The organism is Streptomyces globisporus C-1027 (assembly GCF_000261345.2).
Taxonomy (GTDB): Bacteria; Actinomycetota; Actinomycetes; order Streptomycetales; family Streptomycetaceae; genus Streptomyces; species Streptomyces pakalii.
On sequence record NZ_CP013738.1, the window covers coordinates 5,652,981 to 5,676,036 of the forward strand.

Here is a 23,056-nt window from a genome sequence, read left to right on the forward strand (position 1 = left end):
GGCTGGGCCGGTGTGCGGCACACGCGTCGGAAGAGCGCCCCTCCGCCGTCAGTTCGGGCCCCACTCGAACCTGGTCACGGTGAAGGTCTCCCCGTCCTGCGGCGGCCGGATCCAGGAGCGGGTGGTGAACGTGTGCAGCCGTCCCCACGTGATCGCGTGGCGCGGCAGATGGACTCCGAACTCGCCGGTTATGGCCTCCAGCAGCGCCCGTTCCGTGCTGATGGCCGCCTCCGTCCCGGCGGGCCCCTCCTGGGAGGGGAAGAACCGGTCCGGGTCCAGGTCCGGTGGGATCGGCCCGGTCCGCCGCACCTCTCCGTCCGCGTACGTGAAGGCGTACAGCTCCGCACCGCCCCGCGCCACGGAGAGGTGGAAGAACGGGTCCCCGTACCCGTCCCGCAGACCGCCCCACACGACCACGGCGCGGGCGTCCGCGCAGGCGGCGGCGGCCGGAGAGACGAACCGCCGCGGTGCGAGACACGGACGGTCGCCGTCGAAGGCGAAGCTCCAGCGAGCGCCCGCCCGGCCGACCGCCACGAGGGCCCGGTCGTCGAAGGACGAGAACTCCCGCCGCCCGCGGAGCCATCGGCTGCGGGCTTCGAAGGAGGTCATCGGCTCGTCCAGCGCGGCCCCCTCCCCGTCCGCGAGGCGCCCGGGCAGATCCCACGGCTCCACCCCTTCGACCAGGACGAACCGGTAGGACGTGTGGTCGCCGGGGGCGGCCGGGTCCGCGAGCCAGGACAGGCCCTCCGGATCGGAACGGTCCGCGTCATCGGCCCGTGGCCCACCCGGCCGTCCGCCCCGGGGAGTGGACAGCATTGCGCGGCCCCGCTCCGAGGTCAGCAGCGGGCCGAGCAGCGGATCGGCCACCCAGCCCAGCGGCGCCAGGTGGTCGGGCCCCAGCGGCTGCCACAGCGGCAGGGCGTCCATCATCGTCCGCCACGCCCCGTCGGTGTCGCCCCACCGCGCCGACTCGCGGGCCCGTTCGACCGCTTCCCCGAACGGCCCGGCCGCCGTGTACCGGTAGGTGCCCGAGCGCACCTGCTCCAGCAGCGCGTGCGCCGACGCCATCACGTCGTCGGTTGCTCCCCTCAGGCTGTACTTCAGCCCGGAGTCGTCCCGGTGTCGGTGCCTCGCGTAGTCGGCGACCAACGGCGGGAGCAGGTCGACGGCGTACCGGGGGTCGATCGCCAGGTCCTGGTAGGACAGGTCCGTCTGCCCGAGCAGGCGGCGTATCTGGTCGCTCAGCCCGTCGGCCCTCGGCCTGCCGTACCCCTTCGCCTCGTCCAGCGCACGCTCGGCCCGCTCCCGGTCGCCGCTCAGCGCCCACAGCCGGGCCTCCTCCACCTGGGCGTCCAGCCGTCGCGTCGTGGCGTTGGCGAACTCCGGCTCCCCGTCCGCCGGACGGGCCCGCAAACGGTGGAACTCCCGGTGCTTGTCCCGCATGAACGTGGCGAAGTCCGGGAACCGCTCGGGGGGTTCGGCCAGCCAGCTCGCCCAGCTGTACACGGCCCACTCGCCGTTCTCGTCCACGTCCTCGGGATCCAGCACGACGCTCATCGCGTCGGACTCGACGTCCAGCTGGAGCCCGCGGCGCCAGACCGCCACGTTCCGCAGCTCCTCGGGGGTGGGGTCGTCGTCCAGGTACTCCGCGAACATCGCCGCGAGCCCGGACGCGTCGTTGTGCCAGCGGGCCTCCGCGGTCCCCGCCAGCAGGGTGATGAACCCGCCCGCGTGCCGCCACCCGTCGCTGACGGCGAGGAACTCCCGGTACGACGGGGGCATCCGCCGGCCGAGGCGCTCCTCCAGGGCCGCTATCCGCTCCTCGGCCGCCGCCGGAAACCCCAGCCAGCGATCCCGCCGGGCGGTCTCGTCCTCCCGCGCGTACGTCTCGTCGTCGGAGAGGGAATCCGACCACTCCCCGCTCCAGTCGCGCAGGAACGGTCCCCAGGTGAATGGCGTCGCATCCGTCATACGACCGATGCTGCCACCCGCCACTGACAGCGCCCCGCGACGCCCGGACCACGCGGGCCACGGCAGAGTAGGGGGCATGGACGTACTCGAAGTTGCCCGTGCCCTTGTCCTGGAACGTCACCCGGACGCTTGCGCCGCGTTCCTCGGCGGCAGTGTCCTGACGAGCCGCCGCACCGCCCGGTCCGACCTGGACGTCGTCGTCCTGCTCGACGGCCCGCCCGCTCCGTACCGCGAGAGCCTGCGGTACCGGGACTGGCCGGTGGAACTGTTCGTGCACACCGAGGACACCTGGCACAGCTTCGTGACCCCGGAGATCGCGCAGCGGACATCGCCCCTGCTGTGGATGTGCGCCGACGGGGCGCTGCTGCTCGACGCCGACGGGACAGGGGCACGGATGGCGGAGACGGCGAAACGCCTCGCGGCCGCGGGCCCGCCCCCGGTCACCGGCACGGCGTTGGAGGACGCCCGGTACGCGCTGACGGACCTGCTCGACGACTTCGGCGCCGTCACGGACGCGGGGGAGCGGCTGTTCATCGTGGCCGAACTCGTCCGGCGGACCGGCGAACTGGCCCTGCTGACCCACGGCACCTGGCTCGGCGGCGGCAAGTGGCTGGCCCGGCGCCTCGAACCGGTCGCGCCGGACCTGGCGGGGCGCCTGGACGCGGCGGCGCAGACCGCGCTGCGCGGCGCTCCGGAGGGCCTCACCGCCCTGGTCACGGAGGTCCTCGACGCGGCGGGCGGTCCCCTCTGGGAGGGGTACCGCCGCAGCGGCCCGCGTCGGACCGACTGAGCCCCTCGCGGGCGAGGGCCCGCGCGCCGGACGCCCGCGCGCCGGACGCCCGCGCGCCGGACGCCCGCGCGCCGGACGCCCGAGCGCGGGCCGCTGTCCGCGCCGCGTACGACCCCGGTTCCGCAGGTCCGCACGACGGCCCGCCCGCCCGCCCTCAGCTCAGACTCTCCTTCCACGTTTGGTGCAGCCCCGCGAACCGCCCTGTCCCGCCGATCAGTTCCGCGGGTGCGCCGTCCTCCACGATCCGGCCGTGCTCCATCACCAGCACCCGGTCCGCGATCTCCACGGTCGAGAGCCGGTGGGCGATCACCACCGCCGTGCGGCCGTGCAGCACCGTGTCCATGGCCCGTTGGACCGCGCGCTCGCCGGGGATGTCCAGGGAGCTGGTCGCCTCGTCCAGGATCAGCACCGACGGGTTCGCCAGCAGGGCGCGGGCGAAGGCCACCAACTGGCGCTGGCCCGCCGAGATCCGGCCGCCCCGCTTGCGTACGTCGGTGTCGTAGCCGTCCGGCAGAGCGGCGATGAAGTCGTGCGCGCCGATCGCCTTCGCGGCGTGCTCGATCTCCTCGCGGGTGGCGTCCGGGCGGCCGATCGCGATGTTCTCCGCGACCGTCCCGGAGAACAGGAACGCCTCCTGGGTCACCATCACCACGCCCCGGCGCAGTTCGGCGGTGGACAGGTCGCGCAGGTCCGTGCCGTCCAGCAGGACCCGGCCGTCGGTCGGGTCGTAGAAGCGGGCCAGCAGCTTGGCCAGCGTCGACTTGCCCGCGCCCGTGGAGCCGACGACCGCCACGGTCCGGCCCGCCGGGATGCGCAGGTCGAACGCGGGCAGCACCTCGCCGCCCGTACGGTAGGCGAACCGCACCCCGTCGAACACGACCTCCCGGCCCGGGAGATCACCCGAGCGCGGCGGCAGTTCGGTGGGGTGGCCGGTCTCGGGGACGTTCGGCGTCTGGGCCAGCAGGCCGGCGATCTTCGTCAGGGAGGCCGCCGCCGACTCGTAGGAGTTGAGGAACATCCCCAGCCGGTCGATCGGGTCGTACAGCCGGCGCAGATACAGCACCGCCGCCGCAAGGACCCCCAGCGCCAGCGTCCCCTCGGCCACCCGGTAGGCGCCCCACAGCACCATCCCGGCCACCGCCGTGTTGGCGATCAGCCGGGAGCCGACGACATAGCGGGCCATTTCCAGGATCGCGTCGCCGTTCGACCGCTCGTGGCGGGTGTTCAGCTCCGTGAAGGCGGCGTCGTTGCTCCGCTCCCGGCGGAACGCCTGGACCGGGCGGATGCCGTTCATCGTCTCCGCGAACTTCACGATCACCGCCGCGATCGCCGTCGACCGGGCCGTGAACGCCACGGACGCCCGCCGCCGGTACATCCGGACCATCAGATACAGCGGTACGAAGGAGAGCGTGGCGATCGCGCCGATCCCCAGGTCCAGCCAGAGCAGCACCAGGGCGATCGACACGAACGAGAGGACCACGCCGATCAGTTCCTGGAGCCCTTCGCTCAGCAGCTCCCGCAGCGACTCCACGTCCGTCGTCGAGCGCGAGATCAGCCGGCCCGAGGTGTAGCGCTCGTGGAAGTCGATGCTGAGCGCCTGCGCGTGCCGGAAGATCCGGCCGCGCAGCTCCAGCAGCACGTCCTGGTTGATCCGCGCGGCCGCCCGGATGAAGCCGTACTGGAGGACGCCCGCGCCGACCGAGCAGAGCGCGTAGCCGATGGCGACCGCGACCAGCGGCCCGTAGTCGTGGTCCCGGAACGCCGGAACCCCGCTGTCGATCGCGTACGCCACGAGCAGCGGGCCCGCCTGCATCGCCACCTGCTGCACCACCAGCAGCAGGGCCGCCACCGCGACCCGGCCGCGCATCGGGGCCAGCAGCGAGAACAGCAGCGCCAGGGTCGCCCCGGGCGGTGCGGGCAGGTCGTCCTGGTCGAACGGGTCGCCGGAGGGCCGTCGTCCGGGCGCGGCCGGACTCTTCTTCCGCAGGCCGTCGTCCTCGGCCGCGGGAAGCGAGGCGTCGTCGGTGGTCGTCGTCATCGGGCACTGCCCTCCTCGGCGGGAACCTGCTCGGCGGGGGCGCTCGTCGGCGCCGCGGGGGACTTCCGTCCGGGTGCGGGACCGGACTCCGCGCCCGACATCAGCCAGGCGTACTCCGCGTTGTCGCGCAGCAGCTCCTGATGCGTGCCGACCGCGGCGATCCGGCCCCCGGACAGCAGCGCCACCCGGTCCGCCAGCATCACGGTCGACGGGCGGTGCGCCACGACCACCGCCGTCGTCCGCGCCAGGACCTGCCGCAGCGCGGCCTCCACCAGCGTCTCCGTGTGCACGTCCAGCGCGGAGAGCGGGTCGTCCAGCACCAAGAAGCGCGGCTCGCCGACCACCGCGCGGGCCAGCGCCAGGCGTTGGCGCTGGCCGCCGGAGAGGCTCAGGCCCTGCTCGCCGACCTCCGTGTCCAGGCCCTGCGGCAGCTCGTGCACGAAGTCCGCCTGGGCCACCGACAGCGCCCGGCGCACCTGCGCCTCGTCCGCGTCCGCCGCGCCCATCGTCACGTTCTCGCCGACCGTCGCGGAGAACAGCGTCGGCTCCTCGAACGCCACCGACACCAGCTCCCGCAGCCGCGAGCGCTCCATCGTGGCGATGTCCTCGCCGTCCAGCGTGATCCGCCCGCCGGTCACCTCGTGCAGCCGGGGCACCAGCGCCGTCAGCGTCGTCTTGCCCGACCCCGTACCGCCGACGAGGGCCAGCGTCTCGCCGGGCCGGATGTGCAGATCGATGCCGGACAGGACGGGCGGGGAGTCCGGGTCCGCGTCGGGGTAGCGGAACGCGACGCCCTCGAACACCATTCCCGGTGCGGTGGCCGGTGCGCCCTCGCGTACGGCGGCGGCACCCCGCTCCTCCGCCACGTCCATCACCTCGAAGTACCGGTCGGTGGCGGTCGCCGACTCCTGGCTCACCGCCAGCAGGAAGCCGATCGACTCCACCGGCCAGCGCAGCGCGAGCGCCGTGGACAGGAACGCCACCAGCGTGCCCGCCGACAGCGTCCCGTCCGCCACCTGGATCGTGCCGAGCACCAGCGCCGCGCCGATCGCCAGCTCCGGGATGGCCGTGATCAGCGCCCAGATCCCGGCGAGCAGCCGGGCCTTGCCGAGCTCCGTGTCGCGCAGCCGGTGCGCCATGGCCTTGAACGCCCGCGCCTGGCTGCGGTGCCGGCCGAAGCCCTTGACGATGCGGATGCCCAGCACGCTCTCCTCGACGACCGTCGTGAGGTCGCCGACCTGGTCCTGGGCCCGGCGCGCGACCACCGAGTACTTCGTCTCGAACAGCGAGCACAGGATGATCAGCGGCACCGCGGGCGCCAGCAGCACGAGCCCCAGCGTCCAGTCCTGGGCGAACAGAAGGACGAACCCGACGAGGATCGTCGCCGTGTTGACGACCAGGAAGGTCAGCGGGAACGCCAGGAACATCCGCAGCAGCATCAGGTCCGTCGTACCGCGCGACAGCAGCTGACCCGAGGCCCAGCGGTCGTGGAACGCGACCGGCAGCCGTTGCAGATGGCGGAAGAGATCCGCCCGCATCGCCGCCTCGACCCCGGCCAGCGGCCGCGCCACCAGCCATCGCCGGAACCCGAACAGCAGCGCCTCCGCGATACCGAGCAGCAGCAGATACAGCGCTCCCAGCCACACCCCGCCCGGATCGCGGTCGGCGACCGGGCCGTCCACCATCCACTTCAGGACCAGCGGGATCACCAGCCCCAGACAGGACGCCAGGATCGCCACGAAGGCGGCCGTGAACAGGCGCACCCGCACGGGTCGGACATAGGGCCACAGGCGCAGGAGGGAGCGCACGGCGGACCGGTCCGTGCGCTCTGCAGGCATTTTGGGCATCAGGGCCGACTTTACGTTTCACCACTGACATCGGGCCTCCCAATTTCCGGCCGCCCGCCGCCCTCCAGCCCCCCGGCCCGCCGTGCCGGTCGTACTCCGCCGTCAACCGATCGGCTGATACGACGTCGAGCGTGACGGCGGATACCGGCCCGGCCCGCCCGCCGGAACCCTGAGGGCATGGCAATCATCGAAGTCACCGGGGTGCGCAAGACCTACGCGGGCCGCGACGTGGTCGACGGCGTCTCCTTCTCCGTCGACGAGGGCGAGATCTTCGGCATCCTCGGCCCCAACGGGGCGGGCAAGACCACCACCGTCGAATGCGTGGAGGGCCTGCGCATCCCCGACGCGGGCGCGGTCAGGGTCGCCGGGCTCGACCCCGTCGCCGACCACGACCGGGTGACCCGGCTGCTCGGCGCCCAGCTCCAGGAGAGCGAGCTCCAGGCCAAACTGACCGTACGGGAGGCGCTGGAGCTCTACGCCGCCTTCTACCCGGCCCCCGTCGACTGGCGGCCGCTCGCCGACCGGCTCGGCCTGACCGACCGGCTCACCACCCGCTTCGCGAAGCTCTCCGGTGGCCAGAAACAGCGGTTGTTCATCGCCCTCGCCCTGATCGGCGACCCGAAGGTCGTCGTCCTCGACGAGCTGACCACGGGACTCGACCCGCGCGCCCGCCGCGACACCTGGAAGCTCATCGAGGAGATCCGCGACGGCGGGGTGACCGTCCTGCTCGTCACCCACTTCATGGAGGAGGCCCAGCGCCTCTGCGACCGGATCGCCGTCATCGACCGGGGCAAGGTCGTCGCCCTGGACACCCCGGCCGGGCTGATCCGGCAGGCCACCGGCTCCACGGTCATCTCCTTCGTGCCCTCCCGGACGCTCACCGGCCCCGACCTCACCCGGCTCACCGCGCTTCCCGGCGTCGCGTCCGTGACCCCGCCCGACCGCGAGGGGGCGCTCACGCTGCACGGCACCGACGAGACGTTCACTTCGTTCGTCGCCCTGCTCGCCGAACTCGGCGTCACCGCCCGGCGGCTGCGCATCACCGAGACCAGCCTCGACGAAGCCTTCCTCGACCTCACCGGACAGGACGCCTGACATGCCGACCGAGACCACCACCGCACCGGCCACCGCCCCCATGCCCCGCGTCAGCCGGCGACGCGGCCCCGCGTCCGCCGTCCTGATCGCCGAGACCCGGCTCTTTTTCCGCGAACCGGGCAACCTGTTCTGGATCTTAGCCTTCCCCTCCGTCCTCCTGGTGATCCTCGGCTTCATCCCCGCCTTCAAGGAGGCGCAGGACGACCTCGGCGGACGGCGCGTCATCGACCTGTACGTCCCCATCTCGATCCTGCTCGCCATGATCACGGCCGCGGTCCAGGCAATGCCGCCGGTCCTGACCGCCTACCGCGAACGCGGCATCCTGCGCCGCATGTCCGTCACTCCGGTGCGGCCCTCCGCCCTGCTCTCGGCCCAGATCCTGCTGCACGGCGCGGCCTGCCTCGCCTCCGCGCTCCTCGTCACCGCCGTCGGCCGGATCGCCTACGGGGTCGCGCTGCCCGAACAGCTCCCCGGCTACCTGCTGGCGCTGCTGCTCGCCGTCGCCGCCGCGCTGACCCTGGGCTCCGTGATCTGCGCCGTGTCCCGCACGGCGAAGGCGGCCACCGCGTTCGGCACGGGCGCCTACCTCGTGATGATGTTCAGCGCCGGGGTGTGGCTGCCCGTCCAGGCGATGCCCGACGCCCTGCGGCGCATCGTCGAGGTCACCCCGTTCGGGGCCGCCTCCCAGGCGCTGGAGCAGGCCGCGTCCGGGAGCTGGCCGGGCTGGATCCACCTGGGGATCCTCGCCCTGTGGACCGTTGTCCTGGGCACCGCGGCCACTCGACTCTTCCGGTGGCAGTGACGGAGACTTCCGGCATGACGTTGCCGCCCCGCTCCTCGTACCCGGCGGGTGCGACGGGGCCCCGCACGATCGAGGACCGCTGGGAGCAGTTCCACCGGTACGGCCCCTACGCCGTCCTCACCCTGTCCGTCCTCGTCGGGGGTGTCGCCGCCGACCTCATCATGACCCGCACCGAGATGTACGCGGCCGGGGCCCTGGCGGTGGCGGCATACGGGCTCCAGATCTGGTGGGGCAGTGCCCGCCCGCGTACCGTTCCGGGCGCCCCGGCCGGGGTGGCCTACTACACCGCGCGGACCGTCCTCGCCTTCGCGCTGTCCTGGCTCAACCCGTTCTTCGCGATCTACGCGGCGCTCAGCTACTTCGACGTCGAACCCCTGCTGCCCAAGCGCTTCATCCGCGCCGGGCTGCTCACCACCGCCGTCACCCTGGCCGGTTCGCAGAGCGGAGGGCTGCCGCCCGCCTCCCTGATGAACTGGGTCGCCTTCTGCGTGCTCTACGCCGTCAACGCCACCCTCGCCCTCTTCTTCTGGCACGTCGGGATGCGCGAGGACGAGAAGGCCCGCATCCAGGGCGCGACCATCGCCGAGCTGGAGCGCACCAACCTCCGGCTGGAGCAGGCCATGGCCGAGAACGCGGCCCTGCACGCCCAACTCCTCGTCCAGGCACGCGAGGCCGGGGTCGACGACGAACGGCGCCGGCTCGCCGCCGAGATCCACGACACCCTCGCCCAGGGCCTCACCGGGATCATCGCCCAGCTCCAGGTCGTCACCTCCCTCACCGACCGCGACCCGGAGACCGCCCGCGTCCACCTCGACCGGGCCGCCGCGCTCGCCCGCCACAGCCTCGGCGAGGCCCGCCGCTCCGTGCACAACCTGGCCCCGGTCGCCCTGGAACACGACGAACTGGCCGGGGCGTTGAAGAAGACGGTCACCGAATGGGCCGAACAGCACCGCGTCCGGGCCGACTTCACCGTCACCGGCACCGTCGAACCGGTCCACGACGAGATCGCCGCCACCCTCCTGCGCATCGCGGGCGAGGCGCTGGCCAACGCCGGGCGGCACGCCGGGGCATCCCGGGTCGGGGTGACGCTGTCGTTCATGGACGACGAACTGACCCTGGACGTAAGGGACGACGGCCGCGGCTTCGACCCGGCGGCCGCCGCCCCGGCCGGCCGCACCGGCGGCTTCGGCCTCGGCGGCATGCGGGCCCGCGCGGAGCGCATCGCGGGCGCGGTCGAGGTGGAGTCGGAACCGGGCGGCGGCACGGCGGTGTCGGCCAGGGTTCCGCTGGTCAGGCACCTGTGAACAGCCCTGCGGCGCCACCGGGCCGGGCACCCGTCAACGGCCCCACCGCAGGCCCTGGCCAGACACCCGTGAGCCCCTCTACGGTGCGATCATGACCGAGACCCCCGCCCGTACCGTCACCCTCGTCGTCGTCGACGACCACCCGGTCGTCCGGGACGGGCTGCGCGGCATGTTCACCGCCGAACCCGGCTTCGAGGTGCTCGGCGAGGCGGCCGACGGCGTGGACGCGCTCGCCGTCGTCGGTGAACTCGACCCCGACGTCGTCCTGATGGACCTGCGGATGCCCGGCGGCGGGGGAGTGGCGGCCATCGCGGAGCTGACCCGGCGCGGCGCCCGCTCGAAGGTCCTCGTGCTGACCACGTACGACACCGACTCCGACACCCTCCCCGCGATCGAGGCGGGCGCGACCGGCTACCTCCTCAAGGACGCCCCGCGCGAGGAGCTGTTCGCCGCCGTCCGAGCCGCCGCCGACGGGCGCAGCGTCCTGTCGCCCGCGGTCGCCTCCCGGCTGATGACCCGGGTCCGCACCCCCGCCGCCGACCCGGCCGAGTCCGCCCTGTCGGCCCGGGAGCGGGAGGTGCTGGTCCTGGTGGCGCGGGGCACGACCAACCGGGAGATCGCCGCCGAACTCTTCATCAGCGAGGCGACCGTGAAGACGCACCTCACCCATGTCTTCGCCAAACTGGGGGCCAAGGACCGGGCCGCGGCCGTCGCCGTCGGCTACGACCGGGGCATCCTCGGCTGAGCCGCGCCTTCCCTCGCCGCTACTCCACCACCCGCAGCAGCAGCACCGAACGGGCCGGCACCGTCATCTCCGTACCGCCGTCCAGCAGCGTTCCCGGAGCCTCGGCCTGCTCCTCCCGCGAGGTGTCCAGGACCAGTTCGTACGCGCCTCCCCACGGCGCTCCCGGCAGGACGAAGGACGTCGGCTGCGCGCCCGCGTGCAGGACGGCCAGGAAGCTGTCGTCGGTCACCGGCTCGCCCCGCGCGTCCCGCCCCGGGATGTCCCGCCCGGAGAGGTAGAGCCCGAGCGTCGCGGCGGGCGCGTACCAGTCGCCCTCCGTCATCTCCCGGCCGTCCCGGGCGAACCACGCCAGATCCCGCAGCCCGTCCGGGGCCTGCGCCCGGCCGGAGAAGAACGCGCGGCGCCGCAGCACCGGATGGGTCCTGCGCAGCGTCAGCACCCGGGCCGTCAGCGCGGTCAGCTCCCGCCACTGCGGCTGGTCCAGCAGCGACCAGTCGACCCAGCCGGTCTCGTTGTCCTGGCAGTAGGCGTTGTTGTTGCCGCCCTGCGTCCGGCCCATCTCGTCGCCCGCCACCAGCATCGGCACCCCGGTGGACAGCAGCAGCGTGGTCAGGAGGTTACGGAGCTGACGGCGGCGCAGCGCGTTGATCTCCGGATCGTCGCTCTCGCCCTCGACCCCGCAGTTCCACGCCCGGTTGTCGTTCGTCCCGTCCCGGTTGCCCTCCCCGTTCGCCTCGTTGTGCTTCTGCTCGTAACTGACCAGGTCGCGCAGGGTGAAGCCGTCGTGCGCGGTGACGAAGTTGACCGAGGCGTACGGGCGGCGCCCGCCCCAGGCGTACAGGTCGCTGGAGCCGGTCAGCCGGTAGCCGAGATCCCGCACGTCGGGGAGCGCGCCGCGCCAGAAGTCCCGGACGGCGTCCCGGTAGCGGTCGTTCCACTCGGTCCACAGGGGCGGGAACGCCCCCACCTGGTAGCCGCCGTTGCCGACGTCCCACGGTTCGGCGATCAGCTTGACCCGGCGCAGCACCGGGTCCTGGGCGATCACCGCGAGGAACGGGGAGAGCATGTCGACGTCGTGCATCGAGCGGGCCAGCGCCGCCGCCAGGTCGAAGCGGAAGCCGTCGACGCCCATCTCGGTGACCCAGTAGCGCAGCGAGTCGGTGATGAGCCGCAGCACCTGCGGCTGCACGACGTGCAGGGTGTTGCCGCAGCCGGTGTAGTCGGCGTAGCGGCGCGGATCGCCCTCCAGGCGGTAGTAGCCCCGGTTGTCGATGCCGCGCAGCGACAGCATCGGCCCCAGCTCGCCCGCCTCGGCGGTGTGGTTGTAGACGACGTCGAGGATCACCTCGATCCCCGCGTCGTGCAGCGCGCGCACCATCCGCTTGAACTCGCCGACCTGCTGGCCGGCCGTGCCGGACGCGGAGTAGTCGGCGTGCGGGGCGAAGTAGCCGATGGAGTTGTAGCCCCAGTGGTTGTGCAGCCCGCGCCGCAGCAGATGGTCCTCGTGGGCGAACTGGTGCACCGGCAGCAGTTCGACGGCGGTCACCCCGAGCCGGGTGAGGTGCTCGATCGCCGCCGGGTGCGCGAGACCGGCGTACGTGCCGCGCAGCTCGGGCGGGATGTCCGGGTGCCGCTTGGTGAAGCCGCGCACGTGCAGCTCGTAGATGACGGAGTCGGCCCACGGGGTCTTGGGCCGCCGGTCCTCCACCCAGTCGTCGTCATCGTGGACGACCACACCCTTGGGAACGTACGGGGCCGAGTCCCGGTCGTCGCGCACGGTGTCGGCGACATGCTGGTCCGGCCAGTCCCGGACGTGCCCGTACACCTCGGGCGGCAGGCCGAAGGTCCCGTCGACGGCACGGGCGTACGGGTCGAGCAGCAGCTTCGCCGCGTTCCAGCGGGCCCCCGTCCACGGGTCCCAGCGGCCGTGCACCCGGTAGCCGTAACGCTGACCGGGCCGTACGCCGGGGACGAAGCCGTGCCAGATCTCATGGGTCAGCTCGGTCAGCGGGCAGCGCGTCTCGACGCCCCGCTCGTCGAACAGACACACCTCGACCGCCTCGGCCCCGCCCGCCCACAGCGCGAAGTTCGTCCCCGCCACCCCGTCCGGACCGACCCGGAACCGGGCCCCCAGCGGCATCGGGGCCCCCGGCCACACGGCGGGGGCCGGGGCCGCGGCCCGTACGGCTTCGGCGTACTCCGTGCGCTGCACCTCCACGATCTCCGCCCGGACGGCGGCCACCGTCCCCGGATCCTGCACCGCCTCCCGCTCGGGATCCTGTACTGCCTCCTGCTCGGCTGCGCTCGACACCGTGTAGCCTCCCGCGGCTCGTGGGACGGGCACCTTCGAGGGGGCGCGCGGCGTCCCGGCCGCGGCCCTTCGGGGTAGTCCTCCCCTCTGTTCTGCCCACCGGGCGGCCCGCACTCACGTTTCCCCCGACCGGCCCTGGTCGTTGGGGGAGCGTGAACCACACAGCGAAGAGCGCACGCACCTCGTCGGCCGCCGTGCTGACCTGGGCAGGACTGCTGACCGTGCTGGCCCTGCTGACCGGCTGCACCGACACCCGGGAGGCCCTGCTCAACGGCAAGGCACGGTCCCCCGGCGACGTGATCGGCGTCTTCCCCGAGAACGGGGCCAAGGACGTCGACGAGGAGACCCGGATCGCGGTGAAGGTCCCCGACGGGCGGCTGGAGAGCGTGAAGGTCATGCGGATCGAGGACGCGCAGCAGCAGACGGTCGCGGGGCGCATCGCCGAGGACGGACGCTCCTGGGCCCCGGAGCCCAGGGTGGCCCGGCTCGCCCTCGCCGCGAAGTACAGCATCGACGCGGTCGCCGTGGACGCACAGGGCCGCCGCTCCGCCCGGCACGCCACGTTCACCACACTCGTGCCCGAGCACCGCTTCATCGGCTACTTCAAACCGGAGAACCGGTCCACCGTGGGCACCGGCATGATCGTCTCCTTCGCCTTCAACCGCCCGGTCGCCGACCGGGCCGCGGTGGAGAAGGCCATCCGGGTGACGTCCGATCCGGTGGTGGAGGTCGCCGGCCACTGGTTCGGCAAGGACCGGCTCGACTTCCGCCCGAAGACGTACTGGAAGCCCGGCACCGAGGTCACCGTCGACATCGGACTGCGGGACGTCGAGGGCGCCCCGGGCGTCTACGGCAGCCAGGACAAGACCGTCGTCTTCACCGTCGGCCGCCACCAGATCTCCCGGGTCGACGCGGAGGCCAAGACCATGGAGGTACGCCGGGACGGCGAGCTCGTCAGCACGGTCCCGATCACCGCGGGCGCCCCGAAGACCACCACGTACAACGGGAAGATGGTGGTCACCGAGATGCACGAGGTGACCCGGATGAACGGGGCGACCGTCGGCTTCACGGACGAGAAGGGCAAGGGCGAGTACGACATCAAGGACGTACCGCACGCGATCCGGCTCACCGCCTCGGGCACCTTCCTGCACGGCAACTACTGGGCCGACGAATCCGTCTTCGGCGAGGAGAACGTCAGCCACGGCTGCATCGGACTGCGCGACGCCAAGGGCGGCGGCGGCTCCACCCCCGGCGGCTGGTTCTTCGACCGGACGCTCATCGGAGACGTGGTCGAGGTCGTCAACTCCAAGGACAAGAAGGTCGCCCCGGACAACGGGCTCAGCGGCTGGAACATGACCTGGAAGAAGTGGACAGCGGGCTCGGCCCTGCGCTGAATCCCGGGGCCCCGGCCGCTTGTTCCGCCCAGGGCCCCGCCCCGGCCGCTCCACCCCCGGCACCCCGCGCCACCTGCACAGCTCCCCGTGATCCCGCCGGACCAGTTGGGACGGAACGGTGACATTCCGGAGGGAGTTCACCGCGCCCGCGATGTGATTATCTTGCGGCGGGCGTGCAGGTGTAGCGCGCGGGGGTGCGGGCCTTGGCGGGAGCCGGGCCGTGCGAGGGGAGACGACCACAGTGAACGGGCAGCCGATATCGGGGGCATCGGCCGGGGCGAGCGGGAAGCGGCGCGGCGGACCGGGGCTTCTGACCCTGGTTCTGGGGGCACTGCTGGTGCTGGTGACGGCGTGCGGAGGCGGCGGCGCCGACGCGGGGGACAAGAAGGGGCCGGCGGGCGGCACGAAGAAGGAGGACACGACGGCCTCGCAGGCGGTCGTGACCATCGCCCCCAAGGACGGGGCGGATTCCGTGGCGACCAGCGGCGCCCTGAAGATCGGCGCCGAGCAGGGCAAGCTGACCACGGTGAAGGTCGCCGACCCCAAGGGCAACGAGGTCGAGGGCGAGATCTCCGCCGACGGCGCGAGCTGGACGCCCGAGCGCCACCTCGCCGCCTCCACCAAGTACACGGTGCACGCGGTCGCCAAGGACTCCGAGGGCCGTGAGTCGGCGAAGGACACCACCTTCACCACGCTCGTCCCGGCGAACACCTTCATCGGGCACTACACGCCGGAGGACGGCTCCACCGTCGGCGTCGGCATGCCGGTCTCCATCAACTTCACCCGTGGCATCACCGACCCGGACGCCGTGGAGAAGGGCATCAAGGTGACGGCCGAACCGGCCGTCGAGATCGAGGGCCACTGGTTCGGCAACGACCGCCTCGACTTCCGCCCGGAGAAGTACTGGAAGCCGGGCACCAAGGTGACCGTCGAGCTCAACCTCGACGGCGTCGAGGGCCGGCCGGGCGTCTACGGCAAGCAGGCCAAGACGGTGAAGTTCACCATCGGCCGCAGCCAGGTCTCCACCGTCGACGCGAGCAGCAAGCGGATGAAGGTGGTCCGCGACGGCAAGCAGATCAAGGACATCCCGATCTCCGCGGGCGCCCCGGCGACGACCACGTACAACGGCCAGATGGTCATCAGCGAGAAGCTCAAGGTGACCCGGATGAACGGCGACACCGTCGGCTTCGGCGGCGAGTACGACATCAAGGACGTCCCGCACGCCATGCGGCTGTCCAGCTCGGGCACCTTCCTGCACGGCAACTACTGGGGCGCGTCCTCGATCTTCGGCAACACCAACACCAGCCACGGCTGTGTCGGTCTGCGCGACGTGCGCGGCGGCTACGACAACCAGACGCCGGCGGCGTGGTTCTACAACAAGTCGATGATCGGCGACGTCGTCATCGTGAAGAACTCCAAGGACAAGCAGATCCAGCCGGACAACGGCCTCAACGGCTGGAACATGGACTGGGAGGAGTGGAAGAAGTAACGCTCTTCCTCTCTCCGACCGACCCGGCGGGCCCGGTGCTGTGACCAACGGCACCGGGCCCAGCGTCGTTAGCGGTGGTTAACCTCTAGCCATGACTGTGACCTTCGAAGTACGCGACGGCGTCGGCACCATCCAGCTCGACCGGCCGCCCATGAACGCCCTGGACGTCGCGATCCAGGACCGGCTGCGGGAGCTGGCCGAGGAGGCGACCCGGCGCGAGGACGTGCGCGCCGTGATCCTCTACGGCGGCGAGAAGGTGTTCGCGGCGGGCGCGGACATCAAGGAGATGCAGGCGATGGACCACACCGCGATGGTCCTCCGCTCCAAGGGCCTCCAGGACGCCTTCACCGCTGTCGCCCGCATCCCGAAGCCGGTCGTCGCGGCCGTCACCGGCTACGCGCTCGGCGGCGGCTGCGAGCTGGCGCTCTGCGCCGACTTCCGGATCGCCGCCGACAACGCCAAGCTCGGCCAGCCGGAGATCCTCCTCGGCCTGATCCCCGGCGCGGGCGGCACCCAGCGCCTCGCCCGCCTGATCGGCCCCTCCCGCGCCAAGGACCTGATCTTCACCGGCCGCATGGTCAGGGCGGAGGAGGCCCTGACCCTGGGCCTGGTCGACCGGGTGGTTCCGGCCGCCGAGGTCTACGACCAGGCCCACGCCTGGGCCGCCCAGCTGGCCAAGGGCCCCGCACTGGCCCTGCGCGCGGCCAAGGAGTCGATCGACGCCGGCCTGGAGACGGACATCGACACCGGACTCACCATCGAGCGCAACTGGTTCTCCGGCCTGTTCGCCACGGAGGACCGCGAGCGGGGGATGCGCAGCTTCGTGGAGGAGGGGCCGGGGAAGGCCACGTTCCTCTGATCCGTAGTCAGATGACCGGTGATCCGTAGTCAGATCGGGGCCGCCGATAGTCGGGTCGGGTGGGCCTCGTATGCGGGGTTCACCAATCAGGGCGGATTATCCGGGCCTTAAGGCAACCTTAAGGCCCGGTGCCGTCGTCGTCCGGGTCGCGTGTGTCGGGCGGGGCGTCGTCGCAGCTCAGACGGGTCGTTTGTGGGGTTGGATTGTCACAGGCATATGCCAAAAGCCTTCCGTGAACCCCCTCGGTCCGGGGTGCGGATTCCGAAGGAACGGCCCCGGAAGGCGATACGTGCGGCCATGATGGTGGGCATGGCGGGCCTGGAGGGTGTGGATCAGCCGCGACCGCGCAGCAGCGCGACGGCGGCACGCAGTTCGTCGATCATGGATGACGAACAGGCGTTCAAGGCGCTGGAGTTGTTCGGAAATCCGACCGAGGCGGAAGTCCGGCTGCCGTCCCGCCCGGAGTCGGCGGCGACGGCCCGTCGGCTCACCTCCTGCGTCGTGCTCCGCCAGTGGGCCCTCTCACCGCAGACCGCGGAGTACGCGGTGCTCCTGGTCTCCGAGCTCGTCGGCAACGCGGTGCGCCACACCGGGGCCCGGGTCTTCGGGTTACGCATGGTGCGCCGCCGGGGGTGGATCCGTGTCGAGGTGCGTGACCCCTCGCGCGGGCTGCCGTGTCTGATGCCGGTGCGCGAGATGGACGTCAGTGGCCGCGGGCTCTTCCTCGTCGACAAGCTCTCCGACCGCTGGGGCGTGGACCTGCTGCCGCGCGGCAAGACCACCTGGTTCGAGATGCGGATCTCCGACCGCTGATACGGGGCAACCCCGGGGCCGACCCTGCCGCCGGAACGCAGAAACCCCCGGTCGGCCGTGGTGCGGCGCTGCGGGGGCTTCTGACGGAGGCCGTGGCATGGGGGGTGTGTCCACGGCCGCTCAGGACGACCTGGCCCGGGTCAATGGGGGTCGTGGCTCCGACTATGGCAGATGGGCGACCCCGGTGCCAAAGCGACTTGTCTTGATATTTAGGGATCAAACGGGCAGGGCTTGGTTGAATCGTAGGTGTGCTCGGTCACTCGCCTGGTTTTCCATGCATCTTTATGGCGGCGCTTGAATGATTCATTGATCATCTGCTGAACTGCTCAATCGTCCTCTTTCGGTCGTTCCGCCCCTACTGTGTCCCGGGAATCGGTCGTATCCGTGGAACGTGAGGTGGTCGGGCATGGACGGACGCAGGGCTCCGATGGGCCGCCGTGACGTGCTGGGCGCGGGGGCCGGGGCGCTGGCCGCCGCTCTTGCCGCAGGCTGTGCCGCCCCGGCCCCCGGGGCCCCGGCCGCCCCCGGGCCCAGCGCCCCCGGCTCGGCCGCCCCGGCCACCGTCCCGGCCACCGTCCCGGCCGCCGCCCCGCGCCGCTTCCCCGGGCTGCCCTTCCGGATCGCCCACGGCCCCCGCGACCGGCCCCGCGTCGCCCTCACCTTCGACGGGCGCGGCGATCCGGACCTCGCCCGCACCGCACTCGCCCGGTGCGAACGGGCCGGGGCGCGCGTCACGGTCCTCGCGGTCGGCACCTGGCTCGCCGAGCACCCCGCACTGGCCCGCCGGATCCTCGACGGGGGCCACGAGATCGGCAACCACACCGAGCACCACGTCGACCTCGCCACCCTGGACGAGCGCGCCGCGTACGAGGAGATCGCCGCCTGCGCCCGGCGGCTGCGCCGGCTCACCGGGTCCATCGGCGCCTGGTTCCGGCCCTCGCCCACCGCGTACGCCTCCCCGCTCGTCCAGCGCCTCGCCCGGCAGGCCGGCTACCCCCATGTCCTCGGCTGCGACGTGGAGTCGCGCGACCACGCGGCCACCCGCGTCGCCACCGTCACCCGGAAGGTCGCCGGGGAGCTGCGCAACGGATCGGTGGTGGAGCTGAGTCTCGGCCGCCCGGTCACCGTCGAGGCGCTGCCGCTGCTCCTCGCCGAGATCGGCCGTCGCGGGCTGCACGCGGTGACGGCCACGGAGCTGCTGGGCCGACCGGCCGCCGACGTCACCCGGACGGCCCGATAATCTGACCCCTGACATTCGGCATCACGAAGGGGCGGAACAGTGGCGGACATCCAGTCGGCGCGCGCGGTATTCGAGAAGTTCGACGCCAACGGCGACGGCCTCATCACGGCCAACGAGTACAAGAGCGCGATGGCCCAGCTGGGCGACCCCTTCGTCACCGAGACGGTGGCGCAGGCGATCATCAACGCCCACGACGGCAACGGCGACGGCCTGCTCACCTTCGACGAGTTCTGGGCCGCGCAGAACAAGGCCTGAGCCGGGTAGAGCTTCATCCGTTGCGGCGGTCGGTCCCGCGCCGTCGGGGGCCGGCCGCCGCGGCGTACGCCCGGAGGGACCCCTCCTGCCCGCCGTGCGCGGCTTGCTGTGGCTTTGTCCACCGACGAGGATCGAGCCGTGATGTTCTCCGGACCCCCGGCCGACCCGGCCACGCCGACGCTGCCGGCCGGCAGCGTGCCGAGCGCCGTGCCGCTCGTCGGCGAGACGGGCGAGATATCCGGGGGAGCGTCCGGGACGACGCCGGCCCGCCGCTCGTGGACGGCCCCTCTCCTGCTCGGCGCGGCGGGCCTCCTCGCCCTCCTCGTCGCGCTGTTCGGGCCCGGCCTCATGGCCCGCGGCACCGGCGAACTCCGGATACCCGGCGCGGGGCTCACCACCGTGCTCCGCACCGTCCTGTTCGCCTCACTCGCCCTCCATCTGGGCGAACTCCTCGCCCCGCAGCTCATCCGGCCCGTCCGGGGCCGGCCCCGGACCGCCGTACGGAGCTGGGCGGTGCTCGCCTCGCTCGCCGGGGCCGCCGCCGCTGCCGGGCAGATCGTCCGGCTCGCCGCCGTCAGCGACCTCGGGATCACCGAGACCTACGGCACCCGCGAGGGCGGTCTGCTCCTCCTCATCGCCAACGGCCTGGTCGTCGCCGCCCTCTGTGCCGCGAGCAGACGCCCCGCCCTCGCGCTCGCCCCGCTCGCTGTCGTCATCGGCGCGGAGGCCCTGCGCGCCCACCCGGAGGCGTACAGCCCGGAGTTCGGCGCCGCCCTCACCGTCGTCCATCTGACGGCCGCCTCGCTGTGGACCGGCGGACTGCTGTACGTCCTGCGCACCATGTGGCTCTGGCGCGGCTCACCCGTCGCGGCCCGCGCGCTGCTCGGCCGGTACGCGCGCCTGGCGATCTGGCTGTACGTCGCCCTCGCCGCCACCGGGACCGCCTCGGCCCTGCGCCGGCTGCCGCTGGACGTGGTGTTCACCTCCGCCTACGGGCGCACCCTGCTGCTCAAGCTGGCGCTGATGGCCGTCGTCAGCGTGCTGGCCCTGGCGGCGCGGCGGCGGATGTTCCGGGACACCGACCCGTCGGTCGCGCACCGGCTGGCCCGCCGCGAGCAGGTCGTGCTGGGTCTGGTCGTGGTGGTCTCGGCGGTCCTCACCGTGGTTCCTGATCCGCACTGGATCTCGCTCAGGCCCTGAGCGGCGTCACGAGGCGCTCCGGTACGGCTCCCAGGTCCGCAGCTCGTCGTCGCGCGGTGCCAGGACCAGAGCCGGAGCACCCGGGCCGAAGACGGTCACCGGCCTTCGCGCGTCCCAGGCCGGCCACCCCGGGTCCCCGCCCGTCGCGAAGTCCACCCAGGCCCGGTGCATCGTGTCCGCCAGCTCCTGCGGGGCGTCCGGCCCGGTCAGGGCCTGGGTGTCGGGGTGGGCGAGCGTGTCGAAGACGAAGCCCAGCTCCAGGGCGTGGCAGGCGCCGAGCCGCTGTACGGGGGTGGGCCAGCCGAACTCGTACACGTACGTGGCACCGGGCGCCTCCGTCCGGGCGTCGGCCAGCCGGTTGAGCGGGACCCGCAGCAGCAGGTCCGTCGCGAGCGCGCCGAGGATCTCACCCGGCGTGGCGTCCGGGCGGTTGGCGCGGTAGGTGCGGGCGGTGGCGTTCGGCACCCGGAACTTCAGCAGGGCCAGCCGGAGCTTCAGCCGGCTGATCTTCTCGGTGAGGCCGCCGGGCACGAACCAGAGCCGGTACTCCTCGGCGTTCGTCCCCAGCAGCAGGTCGACCCCGGCGGACGCGCCGGCCCGCAGTGCTTCCACCGGGTCGTGGGGCAGCAGATCGCCGTCGACGATCAGCTGGAAGGAGTGGCGGCCGGTCAGCGGGTTGCCGCCGCTGGTGACCTCGGTCTGCGCGGTCAGCAGCGCCTCGGGGTCCACGGCGGCCAGCGCGGCGGCCGTCGCGGGCACCCCGAGCCGCTTCGCGATCAGCTCGGTCGTCCCGCGCGCCGCGTCCGGGGGCAGCGCGGCGGGCGCCCCGCTCTGGAGCACCGCCCGCCGGAAGAGCCCCGCCGACCGGGGCGCCGCCAGCAGCCCGGCGATGGAGATGGCGCCCGCCGACTCCCCGGCCACCGTCACCCGGTCCGGGTCGCCGCCGAACGCCGCGATGTTGTCGCGCACCCACTCCAGGGCGGCCAGCTGGTCCAGCAGGCCCCGGTTGGCGGGCGCGTCCGGGAGGACGCTGAAGCCCTCCACGCCCAGGCGGTAGTTGACGGAGACGAGGACCACCCCGTCCCGGGCGAACGCGGACCCGTCGTACACCGGCACCGCCGAGGAGCCGTGCACCAGCGAGCCGCCGTGGATCCACACGAGGACGGGCAGCCCGGCGGCCCGGTCCGGCCGCGTCGAGGGCGTCCACACATTGAGGTTCAGCCACCCGTCGCCCGGCACCGCCGGGTCCGGCAGCAGCCGGTCCAGCGGCGGGGCGTAGGGCCGCTTCGGGGCGGTCGGCCCGTACGCCACGGCCTCCCGCACCCCGGTCCACGGCTCGGGCGGTTCCGGCGCGCGGAACCTCCGCGCGCCCACCGGTGCGGCCGCGTACGGGATGCCGCGGAAGACGGCGACGCCCCGTTCCACCGCACCGCGCACGGTGCCGTGCACGGTGGTCACCTGCGGGGCGCCCGCCACGCTGTCGTGGGGAGCCCCTGCCGCGATGTCGGTCATGATGCCTGCCGATCCCTCTCGCCGGGCGCCCCTTCGTGCCGAAGGCCAGGGCACGGACGTATGCCTGCCCCGAGGCGGTGGCCCGCGACACCCCCCAGGCGGCTGACCGGCCGGTGGGCGGCCAGGCCGTCCCGTACCCGGGCCCGGGGGGATTCCCGGGCCCGGGTACGGGCGGTCCGGCCGCTCAGGCCGCGAAGTACTGGGACAGCGAGTCCCGTTCGTCCAGCTCCACCAGGTCCGGACGGGTGTAGCGCTCGGCGCGCGCGTGGTAGTCGAAGTCGCCCCGGACGAGGCTCCGGTAGTCCTGGACGCAGCGCTCCAGGGCCGCCCGGGTCGGGCCGGTGATGCCCGCCGCCTCGATTTCCTGGATCAGTTCCTTTTCCGCCCGCTGCACCCGCTCGGCTATCCGGGCCAGTTGGATTCCGGCCTCGTCCACGGCTTCCTGGAGGGTGCATCCGCGGTCGCGCTGAATGAGGCGTACGGCGTTGTGCTCGTAGCCGAGGGCGGCTTCCTTCTCGAAGGAGCAGATGTCATTGCAGAGCCCGGAATGATCGGTGACCGCGTTCCGCAGAGCGATATACGCGGGCAGGCTCCGGGCGGAATCCGGGAGATCGATTTCCGCGGTGATCTCGTGCAGGCAGAGAAAAGGCTGCATGGCGACCGAATCCCGCCGGTGCTTGGCGAATTCGGAACGGCTCGGCACCTGTCCGGCGGCCCGCTCGACGGCCTCGGCGTAGTACGTCCACAGCCAGGCGGCGGTGTCCCGCCGGAACTGACGGTTCCACTGCGGCGACCGTCCGGGGCAGGTCCGGTCCCGCAGCCCGGCGAGGGCCCGCTCCATGGGCCCGTTCGGCGCGGCCCCGTCGAGGACGTCCACCAGGCGGGTGATCGCCTTCTCGCACATCAGCGGATTGCGTCCGGCCGGTCCGTCGTCGAACTCGTCGTCCACCAGGAAGGCCCAGAAGAGCCATTGACAGAACAGGTCGAGATGGTCCTGCGAGGCCTTCGGGAAGATGAGGGATATCCACAGTTCCGGGCGGGTCCGGATCATCTTCTTCCGGGCGGGTACGGAGAGGTCGAGCCCCTCGGATTCGGCCCATTCCCAGGCGGCCTCGCGGGTTTTCGGCAGGCCTGGGTGGCATCCAGCACTCTGGAACGGCATATGAAACGCCGGTAACGTGATCTGGCTCATTGCTGCCCCTCGTCTGATGAATACGGGCGGACGATGTGAACGGCACATTCCGGGTGTTCGAGCAGGGGACGGGCCCGTCGGAAAGCGGCCGCCGGGAGCCTCGGAGACCGGGCGGCGGAGCGGCGCCGCGAGGCGGGAGGGCTGGCCAACCGCTGTCCTCCTTCCTCCGCCGAAAGCCCCGGCGCCCGGGCAGGGCCGT

The 23,056-nt window shown here is 72.6% G+C and carries 18 protein-coding genes; 12 read left to right on the plus strand and 6 right to left on the minus strand.

Annotated features, from left to right (window positions below):
- Positions 1-48: 48 nt before the first annotated feature.
- Positions 49-1,971: an SMI1/KNR4 family protein gene (locus WQO_RS25030; protein ID WP_010060077.1), complete on the minus strand. Its 1,923-nt coding sequence runs from the start codon at positions 1,969-1,971 to the stop codon at positions 49-51.
- 76 nt (positions 1,972-2,047) lie between these two features.
- Between WQO_RS25030 and WQO_RS25035 the strand changes: the two genes are divergently transcribed.
- Positions 2,048-2,761: a nucleotidyltransferase domain-containing protein gene (locus WQO_RS25035; RefSeq protein ID WP_010060075.1), complete on the plus strand. Its 714-nt coding sequence runs from the start codon at positions 2,048-2,050 to the stop codon at positions 2,759-2,761.
- A gap of 154 nt (positions 2,762-2,915) precedes the next feature.
- Here the strand turns inward: WQO_RS25035 and WQO_RS25040 are convergent, their stop codons facing one another.
- The gene (locus WQO_RS25040; RefSeq protein ID WP_010060074.1) at positions 2,916-4,799 is read right to left on the minus strand and encodes an ABC transporter ATP-binding protein; all 1,884 of its coding nucleotides are present in this window, start codon (positions 4,797-4,799) and stop codon (positions 2,916-2,918) included.
- The gene (locus WQO_RS25045; RefSeq protein WP_237274163.1) at positions 4,796-6,646 is read right to left on the minus strand and encodes an ABC transporter ATP-binding protein; all 1,851 of its coding nucleotides are present in this window, start codon (positions 6,644-6,646) and stop codon (positions 4,796-4,798) included. The genes WQO_RS25040 and WQO_RS25045 overlap by 4 nt, the downstream gene beginning before the upstream one ends.
- A gap of 177 nt (positions 6,647-6,823) precedes the next feature.
- Here WQO_RS25045 and WQO_RS25050 point away from each other — a divergent pair, with 177 nt between their 5' ends.
- The 4 genes from WQO_RS25050 to WQO_RS25065 all read left to right on the plus strand — a co-directional run bounded on the left by WQO_RS25050 (position 6,824) and on the right by WQO_RS25065 (position 10,592).
- Positions 6,824-7,741, plus strand: a complete 918-nt coding sequence (locus WQO_RS25050) for an ABC transporter ATP-binding protein (protein WP_010060072.1) — start codon at positions 6,824-6,826, stop codon at positions 7,739-7,741.
- 1 nt (position 7,742) lies between these two features.
- On the plus strand, positions 7,743-8,543 hold the full coding sequence (locus WQO_RS25055) for an ABC transporter permease (RefSeq protein ID WP_010060071.1): 801 nt from the start codon (positions 7,743-7,745) through the stop codon (positions 8,541-8,543).
- A gap of 14 nt (positions 8,544-8,557) precedes the next feature.
- Entirely contained in the window at positions 8,558-9,847 is a 1,290-nt protein-coding gene (locus tag WQO_RS25060; protein WP_010060070.1) for a sensor histidine kinase, read from the plus strand.
- A gap of 91 nt (positions 9,848-9,938) precedes the next feature.
- Positions 9,939-10,592, plus strand: coding sequence for a response regulator (locus WQO_RS25065; RefSeq protein WP_010060069.1), 654 nt, complete (start codon positions 9,939-9,941; stop codon positions 10,590-10,592).
- A gap of 19 nt (positions 10,593-10,611) precedes the next feature.
- Here WQO_RS25065 and glgX read toward each other — a convergent pair whose 3' ends face one another.
- Positions 10,612-12,903: a glycogen debranching protein GlgX gene (glgX, locus tag WQO_RS25070; RefSeq protein ID WP_058954092.1), complete on the minus strand. Its 2,292-nt coding sequence runs from the start codon at positions 12,901-12,903 to the stop codon at positions 10,612-10,614.
- Between the two features lie 152 nt (positions 12,904-13,055).
- Here glgX and WQO_RS25075 point away from each other — a divergent pair, with 152 nt between their 5' ends.
- The 7 genes from WQO_RS25075 to WQO_RS25105 all read left to right on the plus strand — a co-directional run bounded on the left by WQO_RS25075 (position 13,056) and on the right by WQO_RS25105 (position 20,153).
- The gene (locus tag WQO_RS25075) at positions 13,056-14,297 is read left to right on the plus strand and encodes a L,D-transpeptidase (RefSeq protein ID WP_010060065.1); all 1,242 of its coding nucleotides are present in this window, start codon (positions 13,056-13,058) and stop codon (positions 14,295-14,297) included.
- A gap of 241 nt (positions 14,298-14,538) precedes the next feature.
- Positions 14,539-15,786 (plus strand): L,D-transpeptidase, encoded by a 1,248-nt coding sequence (locus WQO_RS25080; RefSeq protein ID WP_010060063.1) that lies wholly within the window; start codon positions 14,539-14,541, stop codon positions 15,784-15,786.
- Between the two features lie 91 nt (positions 15,787-15,877).
- The gene (locus tag WQO_RS25085) at positions 15,878-16,645 is read left to right on the plus strand and encodes an enoyl-CoA hydratase/isomerase family protein (protein WP_010060061.1); all 768 of its coding nucleotides are present in this window, start codon (positions 15,878-15,880) and stop codon (positions 16,643-16,645) included.
- Positions 16,646-16,942: 297 nt separating this feature from the next.
- Complete coding sequence (locus WQO_RS25090) at positions 16,943-17,458, plus strand: ATP-binding protein (protein ID WP_010060059.1); 516 nt, start codon at positions 16,943-16,945, stop codon at positions 17,456-17,458.
- A gap of 406 nt (positions 17,459-17,864) precedes the next feature.
- A complete protein-coding gene (locus WQO_RS25095; RefSeq protein WP_029182234.1) occupies positions 17,865-18,698 on the plus strand; it encodes a polysaccharide deacetylase family protein in 834 nt (277 codons plus the stop codon).
- A 39-nt stretch (positions 18,699-18,737) separates the two neighbouring features.
- Positions 18,738-18,953, plus strand: a complete 216-nt coding sequence (locus tag WQO_RS25100) for an EF-hand domain-containing protein (protein ID WP_010060057.1) — start codon at positions 18,738-18,740, stop codon at positions 18,951-18,953.
- 141 nt (positions 18,954-19,094) lie between these two features.
- Positions 19,095-20,153, plus strand: a complete 1,059-nt coding sequence (locus WQO_RS25105; RefSeq protein WP_010060056.1) for a CopD family protein — start codon at positions 19,095-19,097, stop codon at positions 20,151-20,153.
- A gap of 6 nt (positions 20,154-20,159) precedes the next feature.
- Here the strand turns inward: WQO_RS25105 and WQO_RS25110 are convergent, their stop codons facing one another.
- A complete protein-coding gene (locus WQO_RS25110) occupies positions 20,160-21,665 on the minus strand; it encodes a carboxylesterase/lipase family protein (protein ID WP_010060055.1) in 1,506 nt (501 codons plus the stop codon).
- 184 nt (positions 21,666-21,849) lie between these two features.
- Positions 21,850-22,857, minus strand: a complete 1,008-nt coding sequence (locus tag WQO_RS25115) for a terpene synthase family protein (RefSeq protein ID WP_418082118.1) — start codon at positions 22,855-22,857, stop codon at positions 21,850-21,852.
- Positions 22,858-23,056 lie beyond the last annotated feature (199 nt).

Excerpts from the sequence above, each read along its gene's own strand:
- WQO_RS25055 (WP_010060071.1), top strand. The coding sequence starts at position 7,743 with ATGCCGACCGAGACCACCACCGCACCGGCCACCGCCCCCATGCCCCGC.
- WQO_RS25045 (WP_237274163.1), bottom strand. The coding sequence starts at position 6,646 with ATGCCCAAAATGCCTGCAGAGCGCACGGACCGGTCCGCCGTGCGCTCC.
- WQO_RS25065 (WP_010060069.1), top strand. The coding sequence starts at position 9,939 with ATGACCGAGACCCCCGCCCGTACCGTCACCCTCGTCGTCGTCGACGAC.
- WQO_RS25115 (WP_418082118.1), bottom strand. The coding sequence starts at position 22,857 with ATGAGCCAGATCACGTTACCGGCGTTTCATATGCCGTTCCAGAGTGCT.
- WQO_RS25085 (WP_010060061.1), top strand. The coding sequence starts at position 15,878 with ATGACTGTGACCTTCGAAGTACGCGACGGCGTCGGCACCATCCAGCTC.
- WQO_RS25040 (WP_010060074.1), bottom strand. The coding sequence starts at position 4,799 with ATGACGACGACCACCGACGACGCCTCGCTTCCCGCGGCCGAGGACGAC.
- WQO_RS25110 (WP_010060055.1), bottom strand. The coding sequence starts at position 21,665 with ATGACCGACATCGCGGCAGGGGCTCCCCACGACAGCGTGGCGGGCGCC.
- WQO_RS25105 (WP_010060056.1), top strand. The coding sequence starts at position 19,095 with ATGTTCTCCGGACCCCCGGCCGACCCGGCCACGCCGACGCTGCCGGCC.
- WQO_RS25090 (WP_010060059.1), top strand. The coding sequence starts at position 16,943 with ATGATGGTGGGCATGGCGGGCCTGGAGGGTGTGGATCAGCCGCGACCG.
- WQO_RS25095 (WP_029182234.1), top strand. The coding sequence starts at position 17,865 with ATGGACGGACGCAGGGCTCCGATGGGCCGCCGTGACGTGCTGGGCGCG.
- WQO_RS25050 (WP_010060072.1), top strand. The coding sequence starts at position 6,824 with ATGGCAATCATCGAAGTCACCGGGGTGCGCAAGACCTACGCGGGCCGC.
- WQO_RS25060 (WP_010060070.1), top strand. The coding sequence starts at position 8,558 with ATGACGTTGCCGCCCCGCTCCTCGTACCCGGCGGGTGCGACGGGGCCC.
- WQO_RS25030 (WP_010060077.1), bottom strand. The coding sequence starts at position 1,971 with ATGACGGATGCGACGCCATTCACCTGGGGACCGTTCCTGCGCGACTGG.
- WQO_RS25035 (WP_010060075.1), top strand. The coding sequence starts at position 2,048 with ATGGACGTACTCGAAGTTGCCCGTGCCCTTGTCCTGGAACGTCACCCG.